At 59.7% G+C, this 17,739-nt stretch carries 20 protein-coding genes, 1 tRNA gene and 1 pseudogene; 14 read left to right on the plus strand and 8 right to left on the minus strand.

Annotation, left to right across the window (positions count from 1 at the left end; translation table 11 throughout):
* Positions 1-19 precede the first annotated feature (19 nt).
* Positions 20-1,006, plus strand: coding sequence for an ABC transporter substrate-binding protein (locus tag JWS10_RS01610; RefSeq protein ID WP_299504120.1), 987 nt, complete (start codon positions 20-22; stop codon positions 1,004-1,006).
* Between the two features lie 6 nt (positions 1,007-1,012).
* Here the strand turns inward: JWS10_RS01610 and JWS10_RS01615 are convergent, their stop codons facing one another.
* Together JWS10_RS01615 and JWS10_RS01620 are read right to left on the minus strand one after the other, a co-directional pair.
* Positions 1,013-1,996 (minus strand): hypothetical protein, encoded by a 984-nt coding sequence (locus JWS10_RS01615; protein WP_299504135.1) that lies wholly within the window; start codon positions 1,994-1,996, stop codon positions 1,013-1,015.
* Positions 1,997-2,115: 119 nt separating this feature from the next.
* Positions 2,116-2,307, minus strand: a complete 192-nt coding sequence (locus tag JWS10_RS01620) for a hypothetical protein (RefSeq protein ID WP_299504136.1) — start codon at positions 2,305-2,307, stop codon at positions 2,116-2,118.
* Here JWS10_RS01620 and JWS10_RS01625 point away from each other — a divergent pair.
* From JWS10_RS01625 to JWS10_RS01645, 5 genes are all read left to right on the plus strand, one after another.
* Positions 2,306-3,541 carry an XRE family transcriptional regulator gene (locus JWS10_RS01625; RefSeq protein WP_299504137.1) on the plus strand — a complete coding sequence of 412 codons (1,236 nt, stop codon included), beginning with the start codon at positions 2,306-2,308 and terminating at the stop codon, positions 3,539-3,541. The two genes, JWS10_RS01620 and JWS10_RS01625, sit on opposite strands and share 2 nt — an antisense overlap.
* A gap of 159 nt (positions 3,542-3,700) precedes the next feature.
* A complete protein-coding gene (locus JWS10_RS01630) occupies positions 3,701-4,066 on the plus strand; it encodes a response regulator (protein WP_299504138.1) in 366 nt (121 codons plus the stop codon).
* A complete protein-coding gene (locus JWS10_RS01635; protein ID WP_299479890.1) occupies positions 4,066-4,323 on the plus strand; it encodes a hypothetical protein in 258 nt (85 codons plus the stop codon). Before JWS10_RS01630 ends, JWS10_RS01635 begins: the two co-directional genes overlap by 1 nt.
* Positions 4,323-7,040: an ATP-binding protein gene (locus JWS10_RS01640; protein ID WP_299504139.1), complete on the plus strand. Its 2,718-nt coding sequence runs from the start codon at positions 4,323-4,325 to the stop codon at positions 7,038-7,040. Before JWS10_RS01635 ends, JWS10_RS01640 begins: the two co-directional genes overlap by 1 nt.
* Positions 7,041-7,102: 62 nt before the next feature.
* Entirely contained in the window at positions 7,103-8,068 is a 966-nt protein-coding gene (locus tag JWS10_RS01645; protein ID WP_299504140.1) for a FliM/FliN family flagellar motor switch protein, read from the plus strand.
* A gap of 99 nt (positions 8,069-8,167) precedes the next feature.
* On the opposite strand, the gene JWS10_RS01650 is transcribed toward JWS10_RS01645, so the two are convergent.
* The 4 genes and pseudogenes from JWS10_RS01650 to JWS10_RS01665 form a co-directional block, all read right to left on the minus strand.
* A complete protein-coding gene (locus JWS10_RS01650) occupies positions 8,168-8,611 on the minus strand; it encodes a TIGR01244 family sulfur transferase (RefSeq protein WP_299504312.1) in 444 nt (147 codons plus the stop codon).
* A 117-nt stretch (positions 8,612-8,728) separates the two neighbouring features.
* Positions 8,729-9,127: pseudogene (locus JWS10_RS01655) on the minus strand (DUF6691 family protein); the annotation flags it as partial.
* Positions 9,127-9,549 (minus strand): YeeE/YedE thiosulfate transporter family protein, encoded by a 423-nt coding sequence (locus tag JWS10_RS01660; RefSeq protein WP_299504142.1) that lies wholly within the window; start codon positions 9,547-9,549, stop codon positions 9,127-9,129. The pseudogene JWS10_RS01655 and the gene JWS10_RS01660, both read right to left, overlap by 1 nt.
* Positions 9,550-9,564: 15 nt before the next feature.
* The gene (locus JWS10_RS01665) at positions 9,565-10,428 is read right to left on the minus strand and encodes an MBL fold metallo-hydrolase (RefSeq protein WP_299479902.1); all 864 of its coding nucleotides are present in this window, start codon (positions 10,426-10,428) and stop codon (positions 9,565-9,567) included.
* A 177-nt stretch (positions 10,429-10,605) separates the two neighbouring features.
* On the opposite strand from JWS10_RS01665, the gene JWS10_RS01670 reads away from it, so the two are divergent.
* The 3 genes from JWS10_RS01670 (at position 10,606) to JWS10_RS01680 (ending at position 13,046) form a co-directional block, all read left to right on the plus strand.
* Positions 10,606-10,893, plus strand: coding sequence for a TraR/DksA C4-type zinc finger protein (locus tag JWS10_RS01670; RefSeq protein ID WP_299504144.1), 288 nt, complete (start codon positions 10,606-10,608; stop codon positions 10,891-10,893).
* A 10-nt stretch (positions 10,894-10,903) separates the two neighbouring features.
* Positions 10,904-11,107, plus strand: coding sequence for a hypothetical protein (locus JWS10_RS01675; RefSeq protein WP_299504146.1), 204 nt, complete (start codon positions 10,904-10,906; stop codon positions 11,105-11,107).
* A gap of 121 nt (positions 11,108-11,228) precedes the next feature.
* Positions 11,229-13,046 carry an enoyl-CoA hydratase-related protein gene (locus tag JWS10_RS01680; RefSeq protein WP_299504148.1) on the plus strand — a complete coding sequence of 606 codons (1,818 nt, stop codon included), beginning with the start codon at positions 11,229-11,231 and terminating at the stop codon, positions 13,044-13,046.
* Positions 13,047-13,068: 22 nt separating this feature from the next.
* Here JWS10_RS01680 and JWS10_RS01685 read toward each other — a convergent pair whose 3' ends face one another.
* Positions 13,069-13,284: a hypothetical protein gene (locus JWS10_RS01685; protein WP_299478788.1), complete on the minus strand. Its 216-nt coding sequence runs from the start codon at positions 13,282-13,284 to the stop codon at positions 13,069-13,071.
* A 132-nt stretch (positions 13,285-13,416) separates the two neighbouring features.
* Between JWS10_RS01685 and JWS10_RS01690 the strand changes: the two genes are divergently transcribed.
* Positions 13,417-13,671, plus strand: a complete 255-nt coding sequence (locus JWS10_RS01690; protein ID WP_299478791.1) for a DUF2312 domain-containing protein — start codon at positions 13,417-13,419, stop codon at positions 13,669-13,671.
* A gap of 91 nt (positions 13,672-13,762) precedes the next feature.
* On the opposite strand, the gene JWS10_RS01695 is transcribed toward JWS10_RS01690, so the two are convergent.
* The gene (locus JWS10_RS01695; RefSeq protein ID WP_299478794.1) at positions 13,763-14,635 is read right to left on the minus strand and encodes a hypothetical protein; all 873 of its coding nucleotides are present in this window, start codon (positions 14,633-14,635) and stop codon (positions 13,763-13,765) included.
* Positions 14,636-14,723: 88 nt separating this feature from the next.
* Here JWS10_RS01695 and JWS10_RS01700 point away from each other — a divergent pair, with 88 nt between their 5' ends.
* The 4 genes from JWS10_RS01700 to JWS10_RS01715 all read left to right on the plus strand — a co-directional run bounded on the left by JWS10_RS01700 (position 14,724) and on the right by JWS10_RS01715 (position 17,704).
* Positions 14,724-16,400, plus strand: a complete 1,677-nt coding sequence (locus JWS10_RS01700; RefSeq protein WP_299504150.1) for an iron ABC transporter permease — start codon at positions 14,724-14,726, stop codon at positions 16,398-16,400.
* Between the two features lie 55 nt (positions 16,401-16,455).
* Positions 16,456-16,531, plus strand: a tRNA-Thr gene (locus JWS10_RS01705).
* Between the two features lie 31 nt (positions 16,532-16,562).
* Positions 16,563-16,925: a diacylglycerol kinase gene (locus tag JWS10_RS01710; protein WP_299504152.1), complete on the plus strand. Its 363-nt coding sequence runs from the start codon at positions 16,563-16,565 to the stop codon at positions 16,923-16,925.
* 50 nt (positions 16,926-16,975) lie between these two features.
* Complete coding sequence (locus JWS10_RS01715; protein ID WP_299504154.1) at positions 16,976-17,704, plus strand: SDR family oxidoreductase; 729 nt, start codon at positions 16,976-16,978, stop codon at positions 17,702-17,704.
* Positions 17,705-17,739 lie beyond the last annotated feature (35 nt).

The following is a 17,739-nucleotide window of genomic DNA, read 5'->3' on the forward strand; positions in this document are numbered from 1 at the left end:
TTCAACTTGGAGGTTGAGAATGAAAAAGCTACTGACGTCGGCGCTGTTTCTGGCATTTGCCGGCAGCGCACAGGCAGCCGATGACGTGACGCTGCAACTGAAATGGGTCACTCAGGGCCAGTTTGCGGGCTATTATGTGGCCGCCGCCAAGGGCTTTTACGAGGAAGAAGGTCTCAACGTCACCATTCTGCCGGGTGGCCCAGACGTCGCCCCGACCCAAGTTATCGCGGGCGGTGGCGCGGATGTGGTGATCGACTGGATGCCGTCCGCCTTGGCTGCGCGCGAAAAGGGTCTCGCACTGGTCAACATTGCGCAGCCGTTCAAATCTTCGGGCATGATGCTGACCTGCCTCAAGGAATCCGGCGTCTCCACTCCGGCTGACTTCGCCGACAAAACTTTGGGCGTCTGGTTTGGTGGCAATGAGTATCCGTTCCTGAACTGGATGAACAAACTCGGGCTGAAAACTGATGGCTCGGCGGGCGGTGTGACCGTGCTGAAGCAGGGCTTCAACGTCGATCCGCTGCTGCAAAAGCAGGCGGCTTGTATCTCGACCATGACTTACAACGAATACTGGCAGGTGATTGACGCGGGCGTGAAGCCGGAAGATCTGGTGACGTTCAAATATGAAGACGAAGGCGTCGCCACGTTGGAAGACGGGCTTTACGTCATGGAAGACAAACTGGCCGACCCGGCGTTTGAAGACAAGATGGTGCGCTTTGTGCGGGCCTCGATGAAGGGCTGGAAATACGCCGAAGCCAATGGCGACGAGGCGGCGCAAATCGTGATCGACAATGATGCGACGGGTGCGCAAACCATCGAGCATCAAAAGCGCATGGTCGCCGAGATCGGCAAGCTTACCGCAGGCTCGAATGGCGCGCTGGACGAGGCCGATTACACACGCACCGTGGCGGCACTGCTGTCGGGCGGGTCGGACCCGGTTATCACCAAAGAACCAACCGGCGCATGGACCCATGTTGTGACGGATAAGGCTTTGCCTAAGAACTGAGCTCAATCAATTCACGCAAAGGCTGGCGGAGTTCTGCCAGCCTTTTTTTATGCTTGCGGCAATATTTGGGTGGGGGACCAAACTTAATATTGCCCGCACTAAAGTCTTCACATCAGCGCCAGAACGAGTCTTCGCTGACCGATCCATACTACGCCGCAGCTCTGATGGCACCTGAACGTACTTGCGCTGTAGGTACTTGCGCAAACTACCGACGTATTCCGATCCGGTGCAGATAGCGGCTGCCGTATCGCACCGTACGCCAAACCGATTTACGCATGACGCGCAATGGGGCGAACCAACCAAATAGCAAGACTGTCGTTGGGACTTGAATAATCTTTGTGCCAATTTTGCCTGCGTAGCAGTTTCGAGTTGCTTTAGTCCTTGTTTCCAAGAATGACCGAGGTTGCCTTTGCTTGCGTGCAACACGTGCCAGTCAATCACATAGGTTCCGCGACCCGCCAAACGTGCCTTTAGCGCAAGGTCTGTTCCGTAGAAGTGAAATCCGCTCAAATCAGAAGACGGCACGACGGGATTGCGCAAATTAAGGATCAACAGATTTTCATCAACCGCCCAAACCTTCGAAGGCAAAACGCCGACCTTTTGATCCATGCCGTAAGGGTCAGAAATGCGTCTCGCAGAACGTCCAAGCCCAACAAAGCCGGAATTGCCCGCGAGTGCCCAATTGGGCTCAACATGATCCAACTCGTTCAATCGATCAGCCAGATCCGCAATTCGGTCAATTGGGGTCACATCCTGATGGATAACCATCAGGTATCGGCCCGCAGCTTGCGCTAAAAAAGCTGAGATGCCTTTATAAGCGTCGAAGTGGTTCACACCGAAATTGCGGATCACCATCAACTTGACAGTATTATGATCGAAACCCTTTGCCGCTAGTCCGGCAATGCAAGTCTCAAGATCGCCTTCGCTCGTAGCGATAACACCCACAGATGCTGATGGCTTGACGGGTGTATATAAAATTTGAAATGGCAAAAAAATCTCCCATTAATAATTCGATGCCTGCTGGCCAAAAGCTGCTGCCTTAGGCCGCAATCTAAAAGTTTCTCCAAATTAAACTGGCAACATTACGATAAAATCATCAGAAGACGCGCTTAAGGAAAATCTAACTGCGCCACCATTGCACCTGAATTGCCCGTAGCATCCATCTTCCCGGGCCAACCTGTCAAGACTTTCAACGAGTAGCCAAAAACCAACCGGACGTGACTGCGACTGCCGTTTGCCACTGTCGTTGTAAAGTTTGCAATATCTTGTAAATCTCGCGGCAGCATCAGGAGTTGTGTCATGCCGATCTCTGCCCTTACTGGAAGCAGGCTGCGCGAGAGGCGGGTGGCTTTGGGGTTGCGGCAGGCGGATCTGGCTTTTTCGGTCGGGATATCAGCGTCTTATCTCAACCTGATCGAGCATAACCGCCGCCGCATTGCGGAGCCCTTGCTGTTGCGGCTGGCCGAGGCTTTGGATCAGCCGGTGCAAAACTTTCAGGAGGGTATTGCGGGCACCGTTCTGGACGATCTGCGCGCGGCGTCGGCGCGGTTGCCGGGGGCGGAGGTGGACCGTAGTGAAGATTTTGCGGGCAGATTTCCGGGTTGGGCTGCGACGGTGATCGGCTTGCACCAGCGGGTTGCAGGGCTGGAGCGCGCGCTAGAGGCGATGAACGACCGGATGAGCCACGATCCGCATCTGTCGGCAAGCCTGCATGAGGTTTTGTCGGCGGTGGCCTCGGTGCGGTCAACGGCGGCAATTTTGGCCGATACCGAGGATATAGAGCCGGAATGGCAGGGGCGGTTTTTGGGGAACCTGCAACAGGACAGCAAGCGGCTGGCGGTCGGGGCGGAAGCTTTGGTGCGATATTTGGATAACGCCGGCCACGCAGAGGAGCAGGTGCTGGCCTCGCCGCAAGAAGAATTAGAGGCGTGGCTGCTGGCGCAGGATTGGCGGCCAAGCGATGCAAGCGGTCTAGCCTTGGCTGCGGCACGGCAGATGGCAGCGGCGTGGTTGGCGCAAGCGGCGCGCGATCTGGCGGTCTATCCCGCGGCGGAGTTTGCAGGCGCGCTGGACGCACTCGGGCTTGATCCGGTCGCACTGGCGGCGCGATTTGGCGGCGAGGTGCTGGCGGCGTTCCGGCGCCTTGCTTTGCACCCGGGTATGCAGGCCGGGTTGGTGGTCTGCGATGCCTCGGGTACGCTGATATTTCGCAAGCCCATCGCGGGCTTTGCCTTGCCACGGTTCGGGGCGGCTTGCCCGCTTTGGCCGTTGTTCGCGGCGCTATCGCGGCCAATGACGCCGATTGAGATGGTGATCGAAACCGCAGGGCCACAAGCCGCGCGGTTTAGGGTTCGGGCGTTTTGTCAGCCATATTTCCCGCAAGGGTTTCGCGGACCGGAACTGCGCGAGGCGGCGATGCTGATCTTGCCCGAAGTCGGGCGCGGCGGCGATGCTTTGTTGGTGGGCTCTACCTGTCGGATTTGCCAGCGTGAGGCGTGTCCGGCGCGGCGGGAGCCTTCGATTTTGTCGGCGTGAGGGTTGGAAGGGGGGAGCCTCCGGCGGGGATTTTTAAGAACAGGTGAATTGTTAAGGCTAAGAGCCTCTGGCGGGAGTATTTGGGCCAATGTGAATTGGCAGAGGACTTTCTTTGACAGTGTGGGGCTTTGCGCGGATAGTTGGGTTGGGGGAGATTATATGCGTCAGGTTTTGCTGATCGAGGATGAGGCCAATATCGCAGAGGCGTTGCGGTTTATTCTGTCGCGCGATGGCTGGGAGGTATCGGTGGTGGCGGATGGCGCTCTGGCTTTGGCCGAGGTGGCGCGGCTGCGGCCCGATCTGGTGATCCTCGACTCGATGTTGCCCGGAATGAGCGGGTTGGAAATTTTGACCGCTTTGCGGGCTGATCCTTTGCATCAAGCTTTGCCGATCCTGATGCTCACCGCCAAAGGCCAGTTGCGCGACCGTGAGGCGGCAGAGCGCGCCGGGGTATCGGCGTTTATGAGCAAGCCGTTTGATAACTCAGAAATTCGCGCTTTGGTGCGGGAATTGCTCGGGGCGTAATGCGCAGGCCCGCGGCTCCCTTGTTCCTCGCCCGAGCGGTCTACCGTCAGCGCCGCCTGCGAGATGCCGCCCGGTTGTTGCCGATCTTTGGCTTCTTTTTGCTGATGTTGCCATTGATGTGGGGCAGTGCCGCAGGGGCGGGTCGGGTGGCGGTCTATGTGTTCGGCGTATGGGCCTTGCTGATCGGCCTCGCGGCTTACGTAGCCCCCGGTCTCGCGCAACCCGAGGCCGATGCGCAGCAGCCCGAGGACGCCTGATGCCGTTCAATGTGCTGGTGCTGACCTGTCTGGCCTATGTGGCGTTCTTGTTCGTGGTGGCCTTTGTCGTCGAACGCCGCGCCTCGCGCGGTGAGATGCGGTTCTTACGCTCACCCGTGGTCTACACATTATCGCTGTCAATCTACTGCACCGCTTGGACGTTCTACGGCGCAGTGGGGTCAGCCGCCCGCACGGGCCTCGAGTTCCTGACGATCTACCTCGGCCCCACCTTGGTGTTCGTCGGCTGGTGGTGGGTTTTGCGCAAACTCGTCCGCATCGGGCGTAGGCAGCGTGTCACCTCGATTGCCGATCTGATCTCCAGCCGCTACGGCAAATCCAACCTGCTTGGCGTGTTGGTGACGGTGATCGCCGTGGTGGCGGCCACGCCCTATATCGCGCTGCAACTGCAATCGGTGACGCTATCTTTCAGCGTCTTCGCGCAAACCACACCCGAGACTTGGGTGATGCCCGACCGTGATGCCACCGCGATCTGGGTGGCGGCGGGCCTTGCGCTGTTCACCATCCTGTTCGGCACCCGCAACCTCGACGCCAAAGAGCAGCACCACGGCATCGTCATGGCGATTGCGGTAGAGGCGGTTGTGAAGCTGGTCGCCCTGCTGGCGGTCGGCATCTTCGTGGTCTGGGGCCTTGGCGGCGGCCCGGTGGCGATGATCGAGCGGATTGAGGCTTACACCGATCCGAACTGGGCGATCCAGCCGGGGCGCTGGGCGGGCCTGATCTTCCTGTCAGCCGCCGCCGTCATCACCCTGCCACGGATGTTTCAAGTGCTGGTGGTCGAAAGCGTTGATGAGGCGCATCTGTCTCGCGCGTCTTGGGCGTTCCCGGCCTATCTGTTCGCGATGAGCCTGTTCATCCTGCCCATCGCGGTGATCGGCCTCGACCGGATGCCATCTGGCACAAACCCTGACATGATGGTGCTGACGCTGCCGCTGCAAGAGGGCCAAGGTGCCCTTGCACTGCTGGCATTCCTCGGGGGGTTTTCCTCGGCGACCTCGATGGTGATCGTCGAAACCATTGCCCTTGCCACGATGGTCTCAAACCACATCCTGATGCCCGCTTGGCTTTGGCTGCGCCCGCAAGCGGCGCTTTCCGGCAACCTGCGCGGGGCGATCCTGCTTGCGCGACGTTTGTCGATCATCATGGTGCTGGCGCTGGGGCTGGAGTATTTCCGGCTGTCCGGCGGTTCGGCGGCCCTCGCGGCCATCGGTCAGATCGCCTTTGCCGGGATGGCGCAGGTGTTGCCTGCGATGCTCGGCGGCATATTCTGGCGCGGTGGCACCAAACTGGGCGCAACCTTGGGCCTCAGCATCGGCTTTGCCACTTGGGGCTTCACGCTGTTCCTGCCATCCTTCGGCGCAGGGGCTGCGATCTCGGCAGAGGTGCTGCAAAACGGCTTGTTCGGTCTGCATTGGCTGCGCCCGCAGGCGTTGTTTGGCAGCGACGGCATGGACCCGCTGATCCACTCGATCTTCTGGTCGCTGGCGCTCAACATCGCGGGATATGCGGCGGGCTCGCTGCTGTCGTTCCCCGATCCGGTCGAACGCATCCAAGGCGCTGCCTTCGTCAATGCCTTCGATGATGAGTTGCAGGCTGAACGTTTGGGTTGGACGCATGGGCAGGCCGAACCCGAGGCGCTGATGAATATGGCGCAGCGCATCATCGGCGACGAAGCCGCGATTTCATTCTTTGAGGCTGAAGCCCGCGCGCAAGGCAAGGCTGGGTTTCTACCCGATCTGACCCCAAGTTTCTTGGCCGGGTTGGAGCGTAATCTCGCAGGCTCTGTCGGGGCTGCAACCGCACATGCGATGATCAGCCAGTTGTTTGGGCGCGCTACGGTGACGGTGGAGGATTTGATGGCGGTGGCAACCGAGGCCGCACAGATCATGGAATATTCGGCGCGACTGGAAGAAAAACAGGGTGAACTTTCCCGCACCGCGCGGCAACTGCGCGAGGTCAACGAAAAGCTGACGCAATTGTCGGTGCAAAAAGATGCGTTCCTCAGCCAGATCAGCCATGAACTCCGCACGCCGATGACCTCTATCCGCGCGTTTTCTGAGATTTTGGCGGAAGGTGATCTGCCGAAAGCCCGGGTGGCGGAATACGGCCAGATTATCCACACCGAGGCGCGGCGGCTGACCCGTCTGCTGGATGATCTGCTCGATTTGTCGGTGCTGGAAAATGGTGCTGTGCAGCTAAATCTGACGCTGTCGCATCTGGGCCAGATGATCGACCGCGCCTTGGCGGTGTCCAGCCAAACCCGACCAGAGCGCACCTTTGACATCCGCCGCGACTATCCGTCAGAGGAGATATATCTGCGCACCGATGCCGACCGTTTGGTGCAGGTGTTCATCAATCTGATCTCTAACGCGCGGAAATATTGCGCGTCGGATGCCCCGGTGTTGCGCATTTCGGTGCGGCAAAAGGGCGGGCGCGTGGTGGTTGATTTCATCGACAATGGCGCGGGCATTGCCAAAGACGCCCAAGGGCTGATCTTTGAGAAATTTGCCCGACTGAGTGACGATGGCAGGGCGGGCGGTGCAGGGCTGGGCTTGGCAATTTGCCGCGAGATCATGGCCAATCTTGGCGGCACCGTCACCTATTTGCCGGGACAAAGGGGTGCTGCATTCCGGGTGACGCTGCCGCTTCGAATGGACAAATTGGTCATGGAGAAACAGGACGCAGAGAAACTGCGGTAACGTAAACGCTTTGTTAGGTTGGCTGCGTCTAGATGGGCTTTGCAGTCGGTTAGGGAAACAAAGTGGCAGATACACAGCAAGACGGCGTTATCCGGCGCAAGATCGCGGCGATCAAGGCATTGCTGGCCGAAGGTGGGCCGGGGGCGGATCGCAGTTGGCGGCTGGCTTTGGCGCGGGCGGCGCGCGATTGCCTAAGCCTGCCGCTCGAAGTCACCTCGCTTAGCTTGCACCACCGATCACTGGCGGAATTGCTGGAATTGCCGCCGCAACAGGCGCTGATTGCGGTGCTGCAAGGCCCGAGTGAAGGCATGGGCTTGCTGATTATCTCACCGCAAGTGCTGGCGGCGATGATCGAGTCGCAGACCTTGGGCAAGGTTTCCACCGTGCAGCTAACGGGGCGCAAGCCGACCCGCACCGATGCCGCGATGGTGGCCCCGACGCTGGATGCAGCACTTGAGGGGCTGGAGCAGATGCTGGCGCAAGAGGCTGACTTGCAATGGGCGGGCGGCTTTCGCTATGCCAGCTTCTTGGATGATCCCCGCCCGCTGGGGCTGCTGTTGGAAGACATCGACTACCGGGTTTTGACGGCAGAGGTCTCGCTGGGCTTAGGTGCGCGGCAGGGCTCGGTGCTGCTGGCGCTGCCTGCGGATGGCAAAGCGCCAATGCCAGCCCGTCCTACGCCGGGACCAGAGGCGCAGTTGCAATCAGGGCTCGCCTTCGCGCAGGCTTTGGCTGAACAGGTGGAAGACGCCGGGTGCGTATTGAATGCAGTGGTCAGCAGGGTTTCGTTACCGTTGCACCGGGTAATGGGGCTGCAAGTCGGTGAGGTTATCCTTCTGCAACGCGCCGCGATTGACCGCATTCATCTGGAAGGTTTGGATGGGCGCAGCATGATCGACGGCAGGCTCGGTCAAAATCGCGGTATGCGGGCTATTCGTCTGACGCCAAACGAGGCGCAAGCCTTGGCCCTGCCGAAGGCTCAGGTATTCGAGGCGATTACTGGCGAACCGATGCGGCAAACCGGGTAACTCTGTAGCTGAAAATCCTAAGATTTCCTTAACGGATTTCCCAATACCTTGAAACACAACACTATTCTAAGCTGTCCCCGCGTGGACAACCTGCCAGCTTTAAATCCGATCAGCTTCCGCCTCAGCCGCTAAAGCATCAATCTGCCCGCGCAGATGCTCCAGATTATAGCCAAACTTTGCCGGAGTATTGATCAACTCATCCGTAGAAGCCTGCCCTGCATTCATCAGCGCCCAGACCACCGAACACCGATTTCCCGAAGCACAATAAGCAAACACCGGCCCGGTAGCCTCCGCCAAAGCCGCCGCCTGCGCCCGCAGATTTTCCTGCGTCAACGCCCCACCAATCACCGGGTTGGCGATGAATGTCAGACCCTCCGCCTCTGCAGCGGCCTTCATCACTTCGGTGTGCAAATGGGGCGGAATCTCAGCATCCGGGCGATTGTCGATCACGGTCGTATAGCCCGCCGCCTTGATCGCGGCCAGATCAGAAGGCTCGATCTGCGGCGAGACGGCATAAGTCGGGGTCAGGGCGCGAATGTCCATTTTGTTCCTCGGGCTGTCGGTCAGAGTATCCGGGTTGATCGGGGCGTCGGTGTCGCTCAGATTATCGTAAATCGCTGTAGTATCGGCCAGCGCGGCGCGATCCAGACGCGCCCGCAGGACGGGTGCGACCACCATACCGCCGAGCATAGCCAATAGAAAGAGCACGCCATTGTTGCCGCCAAAGCTTATGGAGGCAAGCGCCGGGCCGGGGCAAAGTCCCGCCAACGCCCAGCCCATGCCGAACAGCAGCGAGCCGACGATCAGATTGCGGTCGATCCGATGACTGGTGGCGGGCGGCAGATCAAGGTTGAGATATGACCGATCCAGCTTTGAGGCCACCCGCCAAGCCGCAGCCATCGGCAGGATTGCCCCGACCATCACAAAGGCCAACGTAGGATCCCAAGTGCCGAACAGGTCGAGAAAGCCTTGAACCCTCAACGTGTCGGTCATCCCCGACAAGCGCAGCCCGGCGCCAAACAATCCGCCGGACAGTAAAGCGTAGCCGTAACGCTGCATCAGATCACTCCAAGCAGGTGACGCAGCAGCGCAATGGTCAGCCCGCCCGCAAGCACATAGATCAGCGTGGCGACGATGCTGCGCAGCGACAGCCGCGAAATGCCGCAAACGCCGTGCCCCGAGGTGCATCCGCCTGCCAGACGGACACCTATGCCGACCAGCAATCCTGCAAGCATGATCACGAACCAGTTGGTTGTAAGGTGGGTCTCTCCGCCGATAACCAGCCACAAGAGATAGGGCACACCGACCAAGCCGACCAAAAACACCAGCCTCTCGGCCCAATTGCTCCAACCCGTGCCATCGACCAGCCCGCCGATAATGCCAGAAGCACCCATCACACGACCATTATAAAGCAGGAAGACTGAACCCGCACTGCCAATCATCAAACCGCCCGCAAGTCCCCAAAACCAATCCAGCATCACAGCACATCCCCGCTTTTACAGGCCATTTAGCGGCACTTTCAGGTAGGACAAGCCGTTGTCCTCGGGCTCTGGCATCTGACCGGCGCGCATATTGATTTGCAGCGAGGGGATGATCAGCTTTGGCATCGGCAGGGTGGCATCGCGCGTCTCACGCAGGGCGACGAAATCCGCACGGCTGCGGCCCGCGCCGACATGGACGTTCAGCGCTTTTTGCGCGCCGACGGTGGATTCCCACGCAAATTTATCGCGCCCCGGGGCTTTGTAGTCGTGACCGACGAAGATCCGCGTGTCGTCGGGCAGGGCTAGGATGCGCTGCACGGAGTCGAACATTACCTCGGCGGAACCACCGGGGAAATCGCAGCGGGCAGTGCCAAAATCGGGCATGAACAAACTATCGCCGACAAAAGCCGCGTCGCCAGCCACATAGGTCAGGCACGCCGGAGTATGCCCTGGAGTGTGCATCACATCGACCCGCAACTGACCGACCATCAGGCTATCGCCTTCGCGGAACAGCCTATCGAACTGGCTGCCGTCGCGGGCGAAGCGGGTGCCCTCGTTAAAAATTTTGCCGAAAGTTTCCTGCACCACGGTAATCTGATCGCCAATCCCGATCTGACCGCCGAGTGCCTCTTGGAGATAGGGCGCGGCGGAAAGATGATCGGCGTGGACATGGGTTTCTAGAACCCATTGCAGATCAAGCTGTTGCGCACGAATGAAGGCGATCACCGCATCGGCAGAGCGGGTGTCGGTGCGACCCGAGCTATAGTCGAAATCGAGCACGGAATCGATCACGGCGCAGGCGCGGCCGTTTGGCTCGTGCAGCACATAGGTGATGGTGTTGGTGGCCTCGTCGAAAAAGGCATGGACGTCGGGGTGCATGGCAGTCTCCTTCGGCTTTGTGTGTCAAGGTAAGTCTTGGCGAGATCCACCGCAATGTCGGAATGCGTTTGGGCCGGTTTATTGACCTGCATCAAGGACGCGGGCTGCGGCTCGTCTAGAGTGGATGCAGTCAGGAAAGGACAACCCATGACGTCGAGCGAAGCCCGAAAAGCGCAAATGCAACAAAGACTTGCCGCCTTGAAGGGACGGCTCAGTGGCATTTCGACCGAACTTGTTGCTGAACATTCTTCGGACTGGGAGGATCTTGCCATCGAGCGTGAGGGCGATGAAGTGCTAGAGAGTATCGGCAACGCAGGATTGCTCGAAATCCGGCGCATCGAAGCGGCTTTGGCGCGGATTGAGCTCGGCGACTATGGTTTATGCGTCACTTGCGGCGGGCCAATCGAGCCGGAGAGGTTGGATGCGCTGCCTGACACGCCGTTTTGCCGCAACTGCGCCAGCTAGGAGAAAGCCAATGTCGAAAACCAATCCGATCGTAGAATTGACGGATGAGCTGTTAATGACAACGAAATCTGCGCGGACATTGGGGCTGAACTTACTGCTCGCCGAAATCCAAGCGCTAAGCGTCGTGCTGCCGGGCGCGCTGGCGCATTTGCCGATGCGATCCGAACTTTTCGCGGCAACGGACGAAGCTGACTTCGACAATATGCCGGTCTGACTGGTTTCGATCCGGATTGCGTTGGCCGTGCAGGCGTTTGCGGTGCGGTATTGCAATGGTCGTCTTGCCACCGCTTAATGACGCCAAGCTTGTGTGAAGCGTTGGGCATGGAGCAATTGGCATGGATAGCAAAGCCTTGACGGGGGCGGTGCGCCTAGAGCGCAGGGGCGCTGTGCTGCTGGTGGTCCTTGCGCATCGTCCGCTGAACACCTTGTCGCACAGTCTTCGGCTGGAAGTCTGGGCGGGCTTAGAACAAGCGATAAGCGCAGATGTGGCCGCTGTTGTGATCTGTTCGGATATTGCGGCGTTTTCGGCGGGTGTGGATCTGGCGGAATTGGCAAAGCCAGTCGCAGGGCTCAGCCTTGCGGCGCTGTGTTTGCAAATTGAAAACTTTCCAAAGCCGGTGATAGTAGCTTTGAATGGCAGCACTTTCGGCGGTGGGTTGGAGCTGGCGTTGGCTGCGCATGGCCGGATTGCCTCGGCTACGGCGCAGTTTGGGATGCCGGATATTGGCCTTGGACTGGTGCCGGCGGCCGGGGCTACGCAACGCTTGCCGCGGCTTGTTGGTGCTGCGGCAGCGCTGAAACTGCTGTTAGAGCCCGCCAATTTGACTGCAGCGCAAGCGTTGATGATTGGGCTGCTGGACGAGGTGGTAGAAACCGATCTGCGGGCAAGGGCCTGCGCATTTGCGGAAAGCATCGTGTTGCAGGGCGGCGAGCCGATCAAAACCATCGCGCGGCGCGAGGGGTTGCGCGATGGCAAAGCCTATCAAGCCGCGATTGCTGCGGCACGGGCGAGTTGTGCGGGTTTGCCTTTGCCTGCGCCGCTGCGACTGATCGAATGCGTGGAGGCAGCGCAATTATTACCCTTAGATCAGGGCCTTGCTTTTGAGGCTGCGGCGTTTGAAAGGCTTGCTAAAACCCCCGAGGCGCGCGGCTTGCAGCATATGTATCAAGCCGAGCGCAAATTGGCTTTCCCGCCCGCCCGCGTTGCGGCTGTGGCGGTGACAAAGCTGAACAGCCTTGCAGTTTGGGGCGCGAGCCCGCCAGCCACAGACGTGGTCGGCCAAGCATTAGCAGCCGGGTTGCGGGTGGCGTTGATTGATCCGTCGCGGGAGGCTCTGGTGGCGGCGCTGCAGACGATTGCCGAACGACAAGAAGCGGCCGTCAATAAGGGCCGTCTGACCCCAGAGGCGCGCGATGCGGACTGGGCGCGGCTAAGCACGTCGATGAGCGCTGAAGGTTTGGGCGGTGCCGATCTGGTGCTGAACAACACCCAAGCGGCGGTGCCAGTACTCGAGGCTGCGGTTATCTCAATCGGAGCTTTGCCTGCGCGTGGGGCTGCGGGGCAGGTCGGTTTGAGCGTGGCTTTGGCTGCGGGGCTGGTGGCGGAGCTTGCGTCGGGACCGGAGGCTTCGTCGGAAGTGCTGGCGTTGGGGTTGGCGCTCGGTCGGCGGTTGGGCTGGCGGGTGCTGTTCAGCGGGCCTGGTGGACCGATTGAGCGGCGTTTGCGCAATGCAATGTCGGCAGCGATCACGCAACTGGAGACGGAGGGGTTGCAGCGATCGGTAATTGGCGTGGCGTTGGCTTCGTTCGGCATTGGGGTTGGCGCGCGGGGGCCTTTGCCTGCGGCACCGCCCGAAGCGCGGCAAGTGGTGGATGCCTGCGTGGCGGCGCTGGCCAATGAGGCTGCGCGGCTGGTGACGGAAGGTGTTGCGCGCAGGCCGTCGGATGTGGATGCGGCGGCGGTGCTTGCTGGGATATTTCCGCGTTGGCGGGGTGGGCCGCAGTTTCAAGCCGATCAGCGCGGCTTGCTGGTGTTCCGGGCTGATCTGCGCAGGCGCGCCGAGGTGTCACCGCAGATTTATGCGCCCGATCCGCTGTTTGGTGCGCTCATCGCCGAGGGTCGGGATTTTGCGGCGCTAAACCGCGAGGGTTAGCGTATCAGGCCGAAAACTAGGTTCAAGCCAGAATGACGCCGACCACGACCATGATCAGACCAAGAAATGAAACCGCCAGTGCGCCCATGTTCCAAACCACGACGCGCTGCATTGCAAGCCGAGCCTCCGCGTCGGGCAGCTTTTGACGTTTTATGTCCAGCACCAACTTTATGCACCACAACAGCCCCAATATACCGACCGCCGTTAGCGCCGCGCCGATCCAGATCACGAAATGCATGGGTCACCTTTGCCGTTGAACACGCTTTCGGTAACGCCGATGGCAAAGCCTTGCAACCCCACGCAGCCGCGCTTGATCCCGCAAGCCCGGCCCTATAGGAACAGCCAAACCCAAAGCGAAAAGAGAACTGCGATGAATGACGTAACCTCCTCCTATAGTGTCACCGCCGATGAACTGCGCCAATTCATCGAGCGCGCCGAGCAACTCGCCTCGGAAAAGAAAGACGTGGCGGAGCAGGAAAAAGAGCTGTTCGCAGAAGCCAAGGGTCGCGGTTATGACACCAAAGTCATGCGCAAGGTGATCGCACTGCGCAAGCGTAAGCCAGATGAGATCGCGGAAGAAGAAGCGATTATTGAGATGTATAAGACCGCGTTGGGAATGCAGTAGGCTTTGTATATCCGAGCCGATAAGAATTGCGAAACCGGGCTAAGCGTGATCGCTGCCCGGTTTTTCTTATTCACGCCCGAATTAGCGCGGTTCAGGGTGCGATGAAACGCACACCCGGCATGTTGGCGATGCGGTAGACGTCTTCGTCGTATAGCCGGGTCAACTCGGCAATGGTGGTATCGGTCCAGCCCGGCATTTCCACCTCGGTGGCGATACGGTCCGGCAGGGCGAACTTGTCGAGGAACGCCGAGACGATCTTGCGCCGCTGCATCACAGAGCCGGGTGGATGACCGTCGAGATAAGCGTGCAGTCGCGTCATGCCTTCGCCGGACATCAGCGAGGCGAGCAGATCATCCTCGCCCTCCAGCACCAGATCATCGGGCAGGCCCGCCACCGCACGCAAAACCTCGGGCCAGATCAGCGGCGTGTCTTCATCGCACCAGATCGTCAGCGGGATGCCGGGGTTAAGCTTTAGGATGCGCTGGATCACCTGCGACCAATGCAGCTGGGTGATATTGGCGCGGCCAATGAACTCGGCATAAGTTTTATTTGGGAGCTTCTCTAGCAGCGCAGGCAGGAAGGTCGCAGGATTGCGGATGGCCAAATGGAACTCGGCTTCGATTTCTGGGAATATCTGGCTGAAGGCGCGCACCCTTTCGCCCGCCGCTGGGTAAAGCGTGCCGTCGAGCGCCCAAGGTGCCAGCGATAAAAAACTGTCCCAAGACAGCACCATCCGGTTGGCGATATCTTCTTCCATGATTTTATCAAGGATCAGCGCCTGGGTGTCACGGCTGGCGGGCGTGCCTTTCAACTGAATAGCGGTATCGCGCAACAAGTTACGATACCGTTTTGGGCCCGGCACAACGATGCCATGCTCGGCCAGCACCTCACGGTTTTTCAAAAGACATTTCAATAGCCGCTCTTCATCGGTGAAGTGCGCGCCGAGGTGATAGACGATCCGCATGTGGGGGCTGCCTGCCTGCTTGTTCTTGTTGCCGCAACTATAGTGGGTTTTCTTTACAGTTAAACTGCATTCGGATACGAGGCCGATGATGACTACGCCGCAAAACAGCGAAACTTCGCGCCTGCCGTTGCGCAAAGCGCGGGTAAGGCGGCCACGTCCCGATATTTGGGTGCTGGGTTCGGCGCTGATCGGGTTGGTGGTGCTGGCACCGTTGGCGGCAGTGGTGTGGATCGCCTTTCATCCGACCGAAAACATCTGGCCGCATCTGCTCTCGACCGTGTTGCCGCGCTATTTCATGGCGACGCTGCGCATGATGCTCGGGGTGGGGGTGCTTTCGGCGGCAATGGGAGCGGGGGCGGCCTGGCTGGTGGTGATGTATCGCTTTCCGGGCAGTCGGGCTCTGGATTATGCGCTGCTGTTTCCGATGGCGATTCCGGCCTATGTCGGGGCCTATGCGCTGGTCGATTTTCTGGATTATGCCGGGCCGTTACAGCTGGTGTTGCGTGGCACGTTTGGCTGGACTTCGGCGCGCGACTATTGGTTCCCAGAGATCCATTCTGAGCCTGCGGCGATACTCGTGCTGTCGGCCGCGCTATATCCTTATGTTTATTTGCTGACGAGGTCGGCTTTGCGTGAGCAATCGGGTGCGAGTTACGAGGTGGCGCGCTCGCTCGGGCTCGGGCCATGGGGGCTGTTCTGGCGGCTGGGTCTGCCACTGGTGCGCCCGGCGATTGCGGTTGGCGTGGCACTGACCATGATGGAGACGGTGGCTGATTTCGGCACAGTTTCGACCTTTGGGGTGCAGACGCTGACCACCGGGGTGTTCTCAACTTGGCTGAACGGTGGCAATGCTGGCGGCGCTGCGCAAATTGCCGGAGTGATCTTACTGCTGGTGCTGGTGTTGCTGAGCCTTGAGTATTTCAGTCGGCGCAATGCGCGGTTTCACCGCCAATCTCGCGCCAGTCGTCCGGTGACGCCAATCGAGTTGCGCGGGCTTTGGGGGTGGCTGGCGGCGGCGCTGTGTGCGGTGCCATTCGGATTGGGCTTTGTTCTGCCCACTGCTGTCATGCTGGGTCATGCGCTGACGAAGCCGCATTTGTGGCTGGCACCGGCCTTGGCTACGGCGGCGCTTAATACGGTGATCGTTGGCGGGATTGCGGCAATTCTGACCGTCTCGGCGGCGCTATTTCTGGTGTATGGCGTTCGCATGGCGGGTCGCACATTTGCGCGCACCGTGCTTGGCGTCACCGTGCTGGGCTACGCGATGCCGGGGGCAGTTCTGGCGGTGGGCTTGCTAATTCCGCTCGCGGCGCTGGATCATCGTGTGGCTGATGCGGTATTGGCAGTGACCGGGCATGATCCGGGGCTTTTGCTGACCGGAACTTCGGCGGCGATCGTGCTGGCCTATCTGGTTCGGTTCTTCGGCATTGCTCAGGGCGCAGTGGATTCGGCCTTTGGACGGATTTCGCCATCACTGCCGATGGCTGCGCGCAGTTTAGGCCGCGGCGTTGGTGGCACCTTGCGTGACGTGTATTTGCCGTTGATGCGAGGTTCAGTGCTGGCCGCGCTGCTGCTGGTGTTTGTTGAATGCGTCAAGGAACTACCCGCCACTTTGCTGCTGAGGCCGTTTAACTTCAATACCTTAGCTACGCGGGTTTATGAGTTGGCGAGCCTAGAGCGGATCGGTGAAGCCGCCCCCGCAGCCCTGATTGTCACCGCAATGGGCCTCGTCGCCGTAGCGTTGCTGGTGCGCGCCACCCGATAAACGATGCGCGTAACCCCTTGCACCCGCCAGCTCCTGACGATATTTGAGACGAACTGCCCTTATAGCTCAGCTGGTAGAGCACCTGATTTGTAATCAGGGGGTCTCGGGTTCGAATCCTGATGGGGGCACCATTTATCTTACCAAACTCTACCGGAGCTTGCGATGAATCTTGCTGATGAAATGCGGCGGATTTTGCGGACGGCGGGGTATTCTTTGGATGGGTGGCGCCATGCATGGCGTGAGGAGAAAAGTCTTCGGCAATGGGCGGCAGTCAATCTTGCGGCATGGCTGGCGTTGGCGGTGCTGCGGCCGCCGCTTTGGGCTTGCGCGCTGATTGTAGCGCATGGCTTGTTGTTGTTGGCATTCGAGTTGGCAAACTCGGCGATTGAAGCAAGCATCGACTATATCTCAACCGAGCATCACCCGCTGGCCAAGGCTGCGAAGGATAGCGGCTCGGCTGCGGTTGCGGTGATGGGGCTGGGCTATGTGGTCACTTGGGTATTTGCGCTGCTTGCCCTTTCGTAGTGTCGGGTTAGTGTCGGAAAGGTCGGGCGGACCGTCAGCGGAGAAGCAAGATGAGTGATGCAAAGACCATTCTGATCACCGGCGCGGGGTCGGGCATCGGCCGGGCAACCGCGCGCCTTTTTATTGCCGCAGGTTGGAACGTGGCCTTATTGGGACGGCGGGTTGAGGCGCTAGAGGAAACGGCTGGGGATCTTCCAGCCCTGCTGTTGCCAGCCGACGTGGCGCAGCCTGCCGAGGTTGAGGCCGCGTTCGCCAAGTTGCCTCGGTTGGATGTTTTGTTCAACAATGCGGGGATATCGGCTAAGGCTGCGACGATTGATGAAATCTCGGTGGAACAATGGCTTGAGGTGTCAAACACCAATATCACTGGCATGTTTCTATGCGCGCGTGCGGCGTTCAAACTGATGCGGCATCAGACACCGCGTGGCGGGCGGATCATCAACAACGGTTCAATCTCGGCGCATGTGCCGCGGCCGGGGTCGGTGCCTTATACCATGTCGAAACATGCGGTAACGGGGTTGACCCGCACTTTGGGCTTGGATGGCCGGGCTTTTGACATTGCGGCCGGGCAGATAGACATCGGCAACGCGCTGACCGATATGGCGGTGGGCTTCACCAAAGGTGTGCCGCAGGCCAACGGTCAGGTTGCGGTAGAGCCTGTGATGGATGTGGCGCATGTGGCCGAGGCGGTGCTGCATATGGCGAGCTTACCGCTGTCGGTGAACGTGCCGTTTATGACGATCATGGCGCGGGATATGCCATATATTGGGCGGGGCTAGGCATACCTCTAGAAACGCGGCGACGCAAAAGAGCA

This window comes from Cypionkella sp. (genome assembly GCF_028290025.1).
Lineage (GTDB): Bacteria > Pseudomonadota > Alphaproteobacteria > Rhodobacterales > Rhodobacteraceae > Cypionkella.